This is a genomic window from Aeromonas sp. 25-AL00135 (genome assembly GCF_054052385.1).
In genome coordinates this window covers 113,462-126,274 of sequence record NZ_JBSTYQ010000008.1, presented here as the reverse complement: position 1 = coordinate 126,274, position 12,813 = coordinate 113,462, and the positions used below count along the sequence as shown (strand labels likewise).

Annotated in this window: 11 protein-coding genes; 5 read left to right on the top strand and 6 right to left on the bottom strand. The window is 61.6% G+C overall.

Annotation, left to right across the window (positions count from 1 at the left end):
* The first annotated feature begins 2 nt into the window (after nucleotides 1-2).
* The 4 genes from folC to ACW5XC_RS09520 all read left to right on the top strand — a co-directional run bounded on the left by folC (nucleotide 3) and on the right by ACW5XC_RS09520 (nucleotide 3,480).
* A complete protein-coding gene (gene folC / locus ACW5XC_RS09535; RefSeq protein ID WP_042053088.1) occupies nucleotides 3-1,262 on the top strand; it encodes a bifunctional tetrahydrofolate synthase/dihydrofolate synthase in 1,260 nt (419 codons plus the stop codon).
* 74 nt (nucleotides 1,263-1,336) lie between these two features.
* Nucleotides 1,337-2,137: a cell division protein DedD gene (gene dedD / locus ACW5XC_RS09530; protein ID WP_042053087.1), complete on the top strand. Its 801-nt coding sequence runs from the start codon at nucleotides 1,337-1,339 to the stop codon at nucleotides 2,135-2,137.
* 170 nt (nucleotides 2,138-2,307) lie between these two features.
* Complete coding sequence (locus ACW5XC_RS09525; RefSeq protein ID WP_005352756.1) at nucleotides 2,308-2,625, top strand: heavy metal-binding domain-containing protein; 318 nt, start codon at nucleotides 2,308-2,310, stop codon at nucleotides 2,623-2,625.
* Nucleotides 2,626-2,877: 252 nt separating this feature from the next.
* A complete protein-coding gene (locus tag ACW5XC_RS09520) occupies nucleotides 2,878-3,480 on the top strand; it encodes a hypothetical protein (protein WP_042053086.1) in 603 nt (200 codons plus the stop codon).
* Between the two features lie 100 nt (nucleotides 3,481-3,580).
* Here ACW5XC_RS09520 and cysG read toward each other — a convergent pair whose 3' ends face one another.
* From cysG to ACW5XC_RS09495, 5 genes are all read right to left on the bottom strand, one after another.
* A complete protein-coding gene (cysG, locus tag ACW5XC_RS09515) occupies nucleotides 3,581-4,972 on the bottom strand; it encodes a siroheme synthase CysG (protein WP_042053085.1) in 1,392 nt (463 codons plus the stop codon).
* A gap of 197 nt (nucleotides 4,973-5,169) precedes the next feature.
* A complete protein-coding gene (gene asrC, locus ACW5XC_RS09510; RefSeq protein ID WP_040066440.1) occupies nucleotides 5,170-6,180 on the bottom strand; it encodes a sulfite reductase subunit C in 1,011 nt (336 codons plus the stop codon).
* A gap of 11 nt (nucleotides 6,181-6,191) precedes the next feature.
* Nucleotides 6,192-7,031, bottom strand: a complete 840-nt coding sequence (gene asrB, locus ACW5XC_RS09505) for an anaerobic sulfite reductase subunit AsrB (protein WP_042053083.1) — start codon at nucleotides 7,029-7,031, stop codon at nucleotides 6,192-6,194.
* Between the two features lies 1 nt (nucleotide 7,032).
* A complete protein-coding gene (asrA, locus tag ACW5XC_RS09500; protein WP_042053081.1) occupies nucleotides 7,033-8,091 on the bottom strand; it encodes an anaerobic sulfite reductase subunit AsrA in 1,059 nt (352 codons plus the stop codon).
* 200 nt (nucleotides 8,092-8,291) lie between these two features.
* Complete coding sequence (locus tag ACW5XC_RS09495; RefSeq protein WP_042053080.1) at nucleotides 8,292-9,134, bottom strand: patatin-like phospholipase family protein; 843 nt, start codon at nucleotides 9,132-9,134, stop codon at nucleotides 8,292-8,294.
* Nucleotides 9,135-9,399: 265 nt separating this feature from the next.
* Here ACW5XC_RS09495 and ACW5XC_RS09490 point away from each other — a divergent pair, with 265 nt between their 5' ends.
* Nucleotides 9,400-10,416: a S66 family peptidase gene (locus tag ACW5XC_RS09490; protein WP_042053078.1), complete on the top strand. Its 1,017-nt coding sequence runs from the start codon at nucleotides 9,400-9,402 to the stop codon at nucleotides 10,414-10,416.
* Between the two features lie 78 nt (nucleotides 10,417-10,494).
* Here the strand turns inward: ACW5XC_RS09490 and ACW5XC_RS09485 are convergent, their stop codons facing one another.
* Complete coding sequence (locus ACW5XC_RS09485; protein ID WP_042053077.1) at nucleotides 10,495-12,750, bottom strand: LTA synthase family protein; 2,256 nt, start codon at nucleotides 12,748-12,750, stop codon at nucleotides 10,495-10,497.
* Nucleotides 12,751-12,813 lie beyond the last annotated feature (63 nt).

The window sequence follows — 12,813 nt, the reverse complement described above, 5'->3', positions numbered from 1 at the left end:
AGATGAGTTCAAACATGCAACAATCCCAAAGCCGGTCGCTTGTCGACTGGCTTTCTTATTTGGAGCAGATCCATCCGGTCAATATCGACATGGGGCTGGATCGGGTCGGTGCTGTCGCCCGGTGCATGGGGCTTACCCAGCTGCCGTTCAAGGTGATCACGGTGGCGGGTACCAACGGCAAGGGCTCCAGCTGTGCCATGGCAGCCAGCATTCTGATGGCCGCAGGCTACAAGGTCGGCGTCTACTCCTCGCCCCATCTGCTGCGCTTTACCGAGCGGGTGCGGGTCAACGGGCAAGAGCTGCCCGACAGCGATCACTGCGCCGCTTTTGCCGAAGTGGAAGCGGCGCGTGGCGAGATAGCGCTCACCTTCTTCGAGTTCGCCACCCTGGCTGGCTTGTGGCTCTTCTGCCGCGCCGCCCCCGATGTGCTGCTGCTGGAAGTGGGACTGGGTGGTCGGCTCGACGCCACCAATGTGGTGGAGTCCGATGTGGCGATGATCACCTCCATTGCCCTCGATCACTGCGACTGGCTGGGAGATACCCGCGAAGCAGTGGCGGTGGAGAAGGCTGGGGTCTATCGCGCCGGCAAACCCGCCATCAGTGGTGAGCCCAATCCGCCAGAGACTATCGCGAGCGAAGCGGCACGTCTTGGCGCAAACCTGCATCAGGTCGGTATCGATTTTCGTGGCGATGAGCACGAGAGCGGTTGGGATTATCACGGCCTCAACCAGTGGCGGGATCTGCCAAAACCGGCGCTGCCGCTGATGAACGCGGTGACCGTGCTGGCGGCGCTGGAATCCCTCGGCTTGCCGCTGCCGGAGTCCGCCATTCGCGACGGGCTGGCCAATGCCCGGCTGGCTGGCCGGATGCAGCAGTTGCAAAGTGCGCCGCTGGTGATCGTCGATGTGGCCCATAACCCCCATTCGGCAGCCTATCTGGCAGCTCAATTGCGCATGATGCCCTGCGCGGGTGTGCGCCGCGCCGTGGTCGGCATGCTCAAAGACAAGGACATGGCGGGATCCCTTGCCGAACTTGATGGTCTGATTGGCGAGTGGTATCTGGCCAGTCTCACCGGCCCGCGCGCCGCCACCGCTGCGCAACTGGCTGCGGCGTTGGGAGAGGGCAAAGGGCCTGCCAGAGAGTTTGATGATGTCAGCGCCGCTTATCAGGCAGCGTTGGCCGCATCGAGTCCGGACGATATGGTCATTGTGTTTGGTTCGTTTTACACTGTCGCCGACATTCTGGCGGGTGTCGCCGTCTAGGCCACACCCCGGCCCCCCGGCCTTCGGGCGGGGAGCCAAATCGCATATTGAGTTACGTAAAGGTAGGATTCAACTTGGCCTCGAAGTTTCAAAACCGTCTGGTGGGCACCGTCATCCTGGTGGCCCTGGTTGTTATTTTCCTGCCGGACTTGCTGGATGGTCACAAGCTGGCACAAAAGGAGGAGGCCTTTGCCAAGATCCCGCTGCGCCCCGAGCTGGAGCCTGCCAAGCCTGCGCTGCAGGTCTCGGCAGCCAGCAGCCTGCCTGCCGATCATCTGGCCAGCCAGCAGCAGGCCTCTGCGGCCCAGCAGTGGCAAGTGGAAGAGGTGGCTGACCCCATGACCCTCGCCGGTCAGGGCAACGGTGCGCAGCCGGCGACAACCCCTGCCGCACCGGCGCCGGTCCAGCCGCAACAGAATGCCCAACCCAAGCCACAGCCCAAGCCGGAAGTGGTGGCCAAAAAGCCGGTCGAACCGCCCAAGCCAACACCCAAGCCGACGCCAGCCAAACCGGTTGAAGTGGCCAAGGCGCCTGCACCGGCCAAGCCGCAGGCGGGTCAGATCAAGTCCCTCGACGATCTGATTGAAAGCAAGATGACCCAGCCGACCACACCCGCGCCTGCTGCGGCACCGGCACAGGGTAGCTGGATCCTCCAGCTTGGCGCCTTCAAGAACGTCGACAGCGTCAACGCGCTGGTGAGCAAGCTGCGGGCGGCGGGCTACTCTGCCCACACCTCGCCGCGCACACCGGTGCAGGGTCAGCTCAACCGGGTCTTTATCGGACCGGATGTCTCCAAGGCCAAACTGCAGGGCATGCAGGGGCGGATCTCCCAGATGACCGGCCTCAGTGGCTCGGTGGTCTCTTACAATCCGTGACGGCTTGCCGTTGGCAATGGCCCTCTGAAACAAACACCGCGCCCCGTGCGCGGTGTTTTTTATCTTGCCGTCGTGATTTTTAAGGTCGGCGTCGTACAGGCCACCCCCTGGTTGGGATTTTCGGGCAGTTGGGGTAGTCTGAGCCCTTCTGCTACTCACAGGAGTTCAAGATGATCCTCTCGACGACCCCCACGCTGGAAGGCAAAGCCATTCGTGAATACCGCGGCATCGTGGTTGGCGAAGCCATTCTCGGTGCCAACATTTTCAAGGATCTCTTTGCCGGGATCCGCGACATCATCGGCGGCCGCTCCGGCGCCTATGAAAAAGAGCTGGCCCGTGCCCGCGAGATCGCCTTCGATGAGCTGAAAGAGCGTGCCGCTGCCCTTGGCGCCAATGCGGTGGTCGGCATCGATATCGACTACGAGGTGGTGGGGCAAAATGGCAGCATGCTGATGGTCAGCATCAGTGGCACCGCCGTGGTGGTCTGATCGGGCACCAGCCTCTGCATGGGCAATGAGCCGATAACCGGGTTATCGGCTTTTTTATTGCCTGTCTGATACGTGGCGGCTGGCAGGGTTATTACTCAACCCATTGATTTTAAATATTTATATTTATTAATAATTCCACTGACCGGTTTTATTTTTTTTAACTGGGTGGCCCGAGAGGGTCAAGCTAGAGTGCCGCCATCAGGAACGACACCGATCACGGACGAGGTTCTCTTCTTTTGAAGGCGTATCACTATGAATCAAAAACCTGCTCTGCTGGCCCTTGTCATCTTGGCCATGACCGCCCATGCCAGCAGTGCCCTCGCGGCGCTGCCCAACTTCAGCGCCACTTGTCCCACCGATATCCGGGTCAAGTCGCAAGGGGGCAACGTCTTTATCAATGGCAAGAAAGCGACCCTGAAAACGCTGGCGCCCGCAGCCTATTCGGCCACAAGCGGCAAGGTGGTCATCGGGATCACCTTCGATCTGCCCGCCAGCGAACCCACCCTGGATTACGTCATCAAACATGATCGCCGGGCCCACGGTTTTTGCACTGTGCAAGCCTGGTCGGCGGGCAAGGCCGCCGCACTGCCTATGGCCAAGGGGGACTCGCCCTATCAGGGCAAGTGGATCGCCAAAAACCGCGAGACAGGCGCCACGGTGGCCAATATTCAGGTGGATGGCAAGGAGCAGGTGTGGGTCAACGGAGTCAAGGTGAAGGCGAAACGGGCCGATGGCGCTCTGCAGTTTCGTCAGGGCACCATCCTCTACACCTTGCAGGGGGATCCGCGTATTCGCGATGAGAGCGACTGGAATGACAGCGATGTTCAGAATACCGGCCCCATCCGGCTCGAGTAACAGACGTGCCGTGCCACGGCTTGGTTATTGATGCAAAAAACAGAGAGCGGCATGGCCGCTCTCTGTTTTGTTGTCTCTATTGGGTGATAGCCGTGCGGGGTTAGATGCCGTGGATGGCGTTGGCTTCCCCATACCAGTCCAGCTTGTCGGCCAGAGTGACCACTGTGCCGATAATGATGAGACTCGGGCTCTTCACCTGACGGGCCAGTTCGGCCAACTGCTGCAGCTCGCCGCGCACCACCCGCTGGCTGAGCTGGGTGCCTTGTTCCACCAGCGCCACCGGGGTGTGACCGGGCATGCCGTGGGTTTGCAGCGCATCCTGAATGCGGGCGGCGTGGGCCAGCCCCATGTAGAACACCAGGGTCTGGCGTGGGGCCGCCAGCGCCGACCACTCCTGGGCGATATTGCCCTCCTTGTCGTGGCCGGTGATGAACTGCACCCGCTGGGCGTGATCGCGGTGGGTGAGGGGAATGCCGCTGTAGGCGGCGCAGCCTGAGGCTGCCGTAATGCCCGGTACCACCGAGAAGGGGATGCCCGCCTCGGCCAGGGTTTCCAGCTCCTCGCCGCCCCGGCCAAAGATAAAGGGATCGCCCCCCTTGAGCCGCACCACCTGTTTGCCCAGCTGCGCTTGTTCCAGCAACAGCTGGTTGATCGCCTGCTGGGGCACGCAGTGGCGGCCCGCCTCCTTGCCGACAAAGATCCGCTCGGCATCCCGGCGAACAAGCGCCAATACCTCCTGCGACACCAGTCGGTCATAGACCACCACATCCGCCTGCTGCAACTGCTGCAGACCGCTCAGGGTAAGCAGCCCCGCATCGCCGGGGCCTGCGCCCACCAGGGTTACGCTTCCCTTGCTCTGCAGCGGCTCATTCAATAGCTCTGCGACGCTCTGCTCGGCAGCCTGCTGCTGGCCGCGGGCCAGTTGGCGGGCGAGGCGCTCGTGGCTAAAGAGCCGCTCCCAGAAGCGGCGGCGGGCCAGCTTGTCCGGAATGAATTTGACCCGCTCGCGCAGCTTGCCCGCCAGCGCCGCGAGCTGGCCGAGGTGTTGCGGCAGCATGGCTTCGAGTTTTTCCCGCAGCTGGCGGCTCAGTACCGGCGCCGCGCCTGCGCTGGAGATGGCCACCATCAGCGGCGAGCGGTCGATGATGGCGGGCATGATGGCGCTGCAGTGGGCCGGAGAGTCCACCACATTGCAGAAGATCTGGCGCAGGTTCGCCTCATGAAAGACCTGCTGGTTGACCTCTTGCTGGTTGGTGGCGGCGATCACCAACCACTTGCCATCGAGCAGTTCGGGATGAAAGCTGGCGGCGCAGACGGTCAGGCGACCCTGCTCGGCCCAGCTCATCAGCTGGGGTTCCAGATGCGGGGCATTGATGGTGATCTTCGCCTTGGCATCGAGCAGCAGGCGCACCTTGCGCACCGCCACCTCACCGCCGCCGACGATCAGGACCGGCTTGTTTTGCAACTGACAGAAGAGAGGGAGAAAGTCCATAACAGGCTCCGGATGCTGGCCCGCTCGCAATGCCGCGCCGGGCGAGATAGCAGGGCACGCCGTGACGTACCCCGGATGGTCGGGGGAAAGATCCCCCGACGGGAATAAAAAAGGGGAAGGGTTATCTTCGCCCGGGCCAACGACAGATCCCCACCGGTGTCGGCCACTTGATCACGCTTCCCCAAACGAGGTTTTTCCTATTGCACCGCTTTGACGTGCATGTTGGCGACGTACTGATCTTCGGCCCAGAAGATGCGGTCAGCGACCATGGCTTCCGGGTTGAGGGTGACGCCGCGTAGCACCCGCTCCTTGAACTTGTGATAACCGGCCCGGTCGATAAGGTGACCCATGTGCAGGTAGATGGGTTTGCCATCCAGCATCTCGGCCTCGAACTCGAACAGGTTCTTGATCACTGCGTGCAGCACCTCTTCGGTCACCCAGTTGAGGAACAGTTTGCCGGTACGGGGGGTCTTCTTGCTGGTGCGTCCCCCCAGCTTGACCATGTAGAGCTGCTTGGGATCCCGCTGCCAGGCCAGGGTCGGGCAGGCCAGCACGCACTCGCCACAGCCGATGCACTTGCTCTCCTCTTTGACCGCCTTGCCATGCTTGATGGCGAGGCAATCCACCGCGTGGTGGCTACATGCCTTGACACAGGCGCCGCAGCCGATGCAGCGCTCGGCATTGAAGTGGATTTTGGCGATGCCGAGGATACCGAAGTCGGCCATGTTGGCCTTGGCGCAGTCGTTGGGGCAGCCGGCGATCACCATTTTGAGGTGATAGGGGTTGGGGTAGAGGTGTTTCTCCATCCGCTGGGCCAGCCCGGTGCAGTCGATATTGCCCTTCTGGCAGATGGTGTTGCCCTGACAGGCGACGATATTGCGCCCGCCGATGGTCTGGTAACCGGCTGTGGTGTCCTCTACCTCGATGCCGCAGGTCTCCACCTCGATCTCCTTGATAAAGGGTTCGAGGGCGGCGTTGACCTTGTCCATGTCCTGATATTTGATGCCGGGCATCGCCAGCTTCTGGCGGGTGGTGAGGTGGATCAGGCCGTTGCCATACTGTTCGGCGATCTGCTGGGCCACTGCCAGCAGGTGGGCGGGCATGATCCCGCCGGGAATGCGTACGCTGATCATCGCTTCGCCGCGCACCTTGGAGAGGCGGTATTCGTTCTTGGCGCGGGCCTTGATGATGTCGATATCGAGACTCATGGTGTTCTCCCTCAGTCGATCAGATGCTGGGCCTGGTCAAAACGAAAGACCGGTCCATCCACGCAGATATAGGTGTCGCCCATCCGGCAGTGGCCACACTTGCCCACGGCGCAGGCCATGCGGCGTTCGTAGTCGACCCAGATGCGATCCTTGGGGATGCCCCGCTCGAGGAAGGCGAGCACCACGAAGCGGATCATGATGGGGGGGCCGACCACGATCACCTGGATATCCTCCTTGTCAGCGAGATCCAGCTGGTCGATGTAGTCGGTGACCCGGCCAATGCGAAACTGCTCGCTCTCCTTGCCCTCATCCAGGGTGACGATGAGGTTCTGCTGCTCGGCCCAGAGCGGCATCTCGTGGCGATAGAGCACCGCCTGCTCGTTCTTGAAGCCGAGGATCATGTCGAGGGATTTCACCTCTTCCGGATGTTTGCTGAAGCGGCGCAGCAGCCCCTTGACCGGCGCGACGCCGGTGCCGCCCGCCACCACGATGAGGTGCTGGTTGCGGTAGGTCTCCAGCGGGTAGCCGTTGCCGTGGACGCCGCGCATCCACACCTTGTCGCCCACATCGAGGGCAAACAGCGCATCGGTTACCTTGCCGACTTTGCGGATCAGCAGATCCACATAACCATCGCCATAGTCGGAGACCGAGATGGGCGCTTCGCCGACGGTGGGCAGGGAGATCTCCACAAACTGGCCGTAGTGGACATCAAAGTCGCGGGAGACCCGAAAGTTCCACTCCAGCTCGGTGTGACGCTCGATGGCCAGAATGGTGTAGGCCTTGGGCAGCAGGCGGTTTTCGACCACGTCCTGCTGCGGTTTTGCTGTTGCGGTTTGCTGGCACTGGCACATATCAGTTCGCCCCCTGCGCGTTGTCGGCTGCGATGGTCTGTTCGACCACATCGGTCATCTTGTTGATGATGTTGCTAAAGGAGATGTAGTGAGGGCAGCGATCGTCGCAGCGGCCGCAGCCGACGCACATGTGCTCCTCCCCCTGACGGGCCTTGTAGTCGTTGACCTTGTGCAGGGCGCGATAACGCAGGCGCTCGCCATGTTTGGCGCGAAAACCGTGGCCACCGGCCATGTCGCTAAAGCCATCCACCATACAGCTGGCCCACTGGCGACGGCGCTCGCCCTGCTTGGGGTTCTCGGCATAAGTGAGGTCGTGCACGCTGTAGCAGCTGCAGGTCGGGCAGGAGGTGGTACAGCGGCCGCAGCCGATGCAGCGGCTGTCGTACTCGGCCCAGACCGGATGGGCGGTGAGGATCTGGCGGATCCGCTGGGGGTCGTCACAGACGCTGTCCGGGGTGCGTACCTTGACCGGGTTGCTCTGGACAAATTCCGGGGTGAAGTCATCGGATTCACCCAGCTCGGCAAAGTAGCCGAGCAGCTCGGGATCCTTTACCTCGATACGGGCACCCTCATCGCTCAGACGAATGGCGGCGGCGTAGTCCTGGGTCTCGTTGCTGCCCATGGAGACGCAGAAGCAGTTCTCGAAGCTCTCGCGGCACTCCAGCAGCACCAGCTTGAGCTTGCTGCGCAGTCTGGCGTAGTAGACGTCGCTGTTCTGGCCATTTTTCAGGTAGACCTGATCCAGCCTGCGCAGAGCGTGGATATCGCAGCTGCGCAAGAACAGCAGGGTGGGCTTGGCCTCCACCTTTGATTCGCGCAGCTCCAGATTGTCGAAGTGGAACAGGGTCTGGGTGATGGGGAGCACCACTTCTTTCGGGGAGAAGTGGGACTTCTCCTGCCACACCAGATCGGCCGGATGACGGATGTTGTGATAGGTGACGTTGTCGGTGTCGGAGAAGCGGCCGCCCCGATATTCGGCCGCGGGCGCCATGATCCGGTAATCGGGCAGCAGCCGCTCGAACAGCTGCGCCAGCGCGGGATGGGTGAGAAGAAACGACATAAATAAACACCTTGTATGAGGGTGAGATGCCCTGGCATAGGGATGAGGCGCAAGCAGCTAAGAGTGTCTGGCACCGGTTCTGGCCGCGCTTGCCTCGCCACGGTCTGTTTTTATGACTCATGTTGCTCAACTGACCCGATTGTTATTGTGTTGGCGGCGCGTGCGTCGCGGCAGGTCGGGTCATGCCTGTAAAAACCTTATCAATTGAGCAGGGCGGCCTGATAGCCTGCGCACTTGCCCATCACGTATCCCATCTCCAGCTTGTTGATATCGCGGGTGAAACGGGAAACGGGGAAGTAGTCGGCCGGGGCGATCACCTCGATCTGGCAGTCCTCCGGCGGATTGGCGATAAAATCGAGCGCCTCGTTGTAGCTGCGATCCCGCTGCTCCAGCGCCTGTGCCAGCGCGGGGCGGGTCTTGAGCAGAGTGCGGATCATCCAGGGGAAGGGCATTGGCTTGAGCCGATAGCCAAGGGGCTCGGAGAGGATCACCGTCAGGTGACGGGCACCGCGGCGGTAGGCCTCGATCACCGGGATGGAGTCGGCCACCCCGCCATCTGTCATCGGCACCCCGTGCACCTCCGGGTATTCGTGGGAGGCGAGGGGAATGGCGCAGCTGGCGGGCAGCACCTCGTTCATGTTCTCCGGCTTGACCCGGATGTACTCCGCCTTGCCGGTCAGGGTATTGGTCACCACTGCATAGAAGGGGATGCCGGTCTCCCGGTAGGCGTGAATGTCGAGGGGATACTTGCTGCAGCTGGTGTTCCACAGCCAGTGGATATCCACCAGATTTCCCCCCTTGGCAAAGCGCAGGGGATCCATAAACTGCTGGCTGCACGCCAGTTTGGTCAGGATCTCGTGGCTGCGGCCATGCTGGCTGGCGAGATAAGCCAGCAAGTTGGTGGCCCCCGCCGAGACGCCGATGGCGAAGTCAAAGGGGCGATAGTCATGCTCGATAAACGCATCCAGCACGCCGCTGGCAAATATGCCGCGCATGGCGCCGCCTTCTACAACCAATGCGCTGGGGGATGCGTTTTTGTTCATGACAGGCACCTCATTGATAAGTCAGAGAGAAAAAGTGGGAAAGAGAACGTCCGGGCTGTCAGGCCGACCGTTCTGACAACCAACCGGGGTTGGCCATCGCAATGAGGTCATTCTAGGAAGGGGATAGTGTTTAGAATATCTGTTAATAATGAATCAAGTGTTTTGTATTTCTAAACGATAGTGATAAACCCGTTGTGATCAACGGGGTTGTGTAGGAGTCTCAACGACTCTGCGATGGCTGGATATTGGCAAGGATGAGTGTGTCATGACGTTATTGGTTCCCCCGCTGCTCCAACGTGGCGATACCATCGCTTTTTTCTCCCCCTCCAGCGCGGCGACCGCCTGGGCACCCAACCGTTTTGCCCGCGCAAAAGCCTTTCTTGAGGGGCAGGGCTTTAGGCTCAAGGCGGGCAGCCTCACCGGCCAGCAGGATCACTGGCGTTCCGGCTCCATCGCCGCGCGGGCCGAGGAGCTCAATGCCCTTATTCGCGACCCAGAAGTACGCTGCATCATGTCGGTGATTGGTGGCAGCAACTCCAACTCCCTGCTGCCCTACCTCGATTTTGAGGCGCTGAGGCGCGATCCCAAGATCATCGTTGGCTACTCCGATGTGACGGCGCTGCTGCTCGGCATCCATGCCCAAACTGGCCTGGTTACCTTTTATGGCCCGGCGCTGGTGGCCTCCTTTGGCGAGTTGCCGCCGCTGGCGGATGAGACGCTGGCCAGTTTTTTACAGATTGCGTTGGCCGACGAAGCTGGCGTCCCCTGCACGCTGCCCACCCCGGTGCAATGGAGTGATGAACGGCTGGACTGGGAGAATCAGACCCGGGCCAAGCAGTGCCAGCCCAATTGGCTGATCTCGGTGGGTTCAGGTCGGGTTGAGGGACGACTGATTGGCGGCAACCTCAACACCATGGCGGGGATCTGGGGCTCCCCCTATATGCCGCCCATCGAGCGCGGCGACATTCTGCTGCTGGAGGACAGCCTGAAATCAGCCGAGACGGTGGAGCGCTCCTTTGCCCATCTCAAACTGTGCGGGGTGTTTGATCGGATCGGCGCGCTTATCCTCGGCAAGCACGAGTTGTTCAACGATCAGGGTAGCGGCAAGCGCCCCCTCGATATCCTGCTGGAGGTGGTGGGGGAGCCGAACTTCCCCATTCTGGCGGAGTTTGACTGCGCCCATACCCACCCCATGCTGACGCTGCCGCTGGGCATCGAGGTGGCGCTCGATCTCGACCGCCAGCAGCTCAAGCTACTGGTGCCCTGGTGGCGAGCAGAATGAGGGCGAAATGAATGTCAAAAAATGGGTGTCAAAAAACAAGGCCGCGGATGCGGCCTTGTCTGTTTTTGTGGGGCGTGATCAGGGCAGGGCATCGGGCCGGAAGCTGGCGCGGATCTGCGGCACTAGGCTCGAGGGGTCGAACCCCTTCTCTTCTCCCAGCACCGGATGGAGCAGGGGCTTCTCTTCGATGGGGGTGATATCCCCCGCCAGCAGCTGGCGGGTGGCCTGACCCATCTGGTAGAGCTGGCGCACCGGCGCAAACTGGGTCGCTAGATTGAGGGGATCATCTGCGCGGGTGAAGGCCATCATGGGGATCTGGTAGGTGGCATCGCGCGCCGGCTTGTCACCGTGAATCCCCTTGCCGGCAGACATCAAAAACGGCTGGTGATCGCCAAAGGCCACCACCAGATAGCGCTTGTCCGACTGGTCTAGGGTCTTGAGCAGTCGCTCCAGCGAGGCCATGGTATCCACCACCCCTGTGTAATAGGTGTTGAGTAACTGGGTGTCGCTCTCGCTCTGGTTCGGACAGGCGCCGCTGCGCTCCTGCCCCTGATAGCGGGGGCCATCGAAGGGGCCGTGCCCCTGCATGGTGACCGCATAGGCAAACAGCGGTTTGTCATCCTGTTCGCTGCGCTTGAGCAGGTGGTCGATGAGCGCATCATCTGAGATATAGAGCCCCTTGTGCTCAAGGGTGGTAAAACGGGTATCGAACCAGCGCTCCTCATAGCCGAGCGCCGGGATTGCCTTGGCGCGGCCCCAGAACTTCTCTACATAGGGGTGGGCAAACAAGGTCTTATAGCCGCTCTGTCTGGCGCTCTGGGCCAGTCCCGGCACCTGCTGCGAGAGGTAGTAGTAGGGCACTACGCCCTGCTTGAGCAAGCCCACCGGCAGGCCGGTGTTCATCTCGAACTCCGCCAGCACCGTCATGCCGCCAGTGGTGGGGGAGTGGATGGTCTTTTGCCACTGCTGCACGCTGGCGGGCAGGGAGAGGGTGGGAGCCGGTGCGCAGATCCGCCCCTTCCAGTCGAGCCAGAGCGACTCATATTGCAGCACGATCACCAGATCCCAGCGCGGCGCAATGCCCTGGGGCGGATAACTCAGCTGCGGGGTCAGCTCGTTGATCTGCAAGGGGTAGCGAAACACGCTGCCGCTTTGCAGCATCTCGTCCACCAGATTGAACAGATAGAGGCCGGGGCCGGAGCGGATGATGTCCCTGTGGTAGTTGACCGCGCGATCCACGTAGCGAATGTTGGCCCCCAGCAGCTTGTTGCCGGTCTGGGTGGCAAACACGCACAGGGCAAAGAAGGCGACGGTGGCGGCGGCAGTGCGCAATACCCAGCGTGACAGGGCAAAGCGCCAGCAGAGAAACAGTGCCAGCAACACGGTGAAGATGGGCAGGATGGGGTGCTGATCGAGCAGGATCCGCAGCAGCGCCAGCAGGTTGCCAAAATCGTCCCCGCCGAGCGGCACGCCGTAGATGGCGATCTTCATAAAGTTGGCCAGCAGACCTATGCCTGACAGCGCGGTAAAGACCAGCCCCATATAGAGGTTGAAGCCCGCCAGCGCGCAGAGGCTCCAGCCCAGCACCATGCTGCCCCAGGCGAGATAGTAGTGCTCCGGCCGAAAGCCTGACCAGAGCAGAAACTCCCCCAGCTTGAACACCACGAAGCCGTGCAGCAGCACGAAGGTGAGGTTGCCGAGCAGCAGGCTGCCGATGATCCGCCAGCGCAGGCTGCGGCGCAGCTTTGGCAACACCGTTTTGAGCACGGCGGCGCTCAGGGCCAGCACCAGCGTCAGGCTTACCACCAGATAGGTGAGGTTGAAGCCCTGCTCCGGCAGGGTTTGCAGGATCTGGCTGAAATCGCCGCTCTCGGGGCGATCCTTGAGCAGCAGACCGATGCGCAGCTGATAACGGCTGGCCAGCGCATCATCCGGGGCGCGCAGGGTGCTGTTGAGATCCAGCGAGCAGCGGTTATTGCGGCACACCTGACGTTTATCCACCGCTTGACTGAGCTGGTCAATCCGCTCCCCCTTGTCGTTGAGCAGCTCCACCCGCACCTTGTCTCCTGCTTGCAGCGGCCCTCGCAACTGCCATTGGCTGCGCACCACCAGATAGAGGCCGCGGCTGTCGCTTTTATAGAGCAGGGCGTGGCGGGTGAGGGTAGCCAGCGGGTTGTCGGCGGGGCCCAGTACCAGCGGCTGGGCACGGCCCAGCCAGCTACCGGGATTGATCAGCGGCAACAACAGGGTCAGCAGCAGCAATCCGCCCAGCAGGGCAAGCAGCCCAGAGGGCAGACTCAGAACGCAGGGGCGGCCTGAGGAGGGGCGATTCATATAAGCTCATCCTTTGAGCGAGTGAGGGAGAGATCGTTCATCCGCATAGAGTTTGACCCGATG

Coding starts and splice junctions, on each gene's coding strand:
- folC (WP_042053088.1), top strand. CDS start 3: ATGAGTTCAAACATGCAACAATCCCAAAGCCGGTCGCTTGTCGACTGG.
- ACW5XC_RS09525 (WP_005352756.1), top strand. CDS start 2,308: ATGATCCTCTCGACGACCCCCACGCTGGAAGGCAAAGCCATTCGTGAA.
- ACW5XC_RS09520 (WP_042053086.1), top strand. CDS start 2,878: ATGAATCAAAAACCTGCTCTGCTGGCCCTTGTCATCTTGGCCATGACC.
- cysG (WP_042053085.1), bottom strand. CDS start 4,972: ATGGACTTTCTCCCTCTCTTCTGTCAGTTGCAAAACAAGCCGGTCCTG.
- asrC (WP_040066440.1), bottom strand. CDS start 6,180: ATGAGTCTCGATATCGACATCATCAAGGCCCGCGCCAAGAACGAATAC.
- asrB (WP_042053083.1), bottom strand. CDS start 7,031: ATGTGCCAGTGCCAGCAAACCGCAACAGCAAAACCGCAGCAGGACGTG.
- asrA (WP_042053081.1), bottom strand. CDS start 8,091: ATGTCGTTTCTTCTCACCCATCCCGCGCTGGCGCAGCTGTTCGAGCGG.
- ACW5XC_RS09495 (WP_042053080.1), bottom strand. CDS start 9,134: ATGAACAAAAACGCATCCCCCAGCGCATTGGTTGTAGAAGGCGGCGCC.
- ACW5XC_RS09490 (WP_042053078.1), top strand. CDS start 9,400: ATGACGTTATTGGTTCCCCCGCTGCTCCAACGTGGCGATACCATCGCT.
- ACW5XC_RS09485 (WP_042053077.1), bottom strand. CDS start 12,750: ATGAATCGCCCCTCCTCAGGCCGCCCCTGCGTTCTGAGTCTGCCCTCT.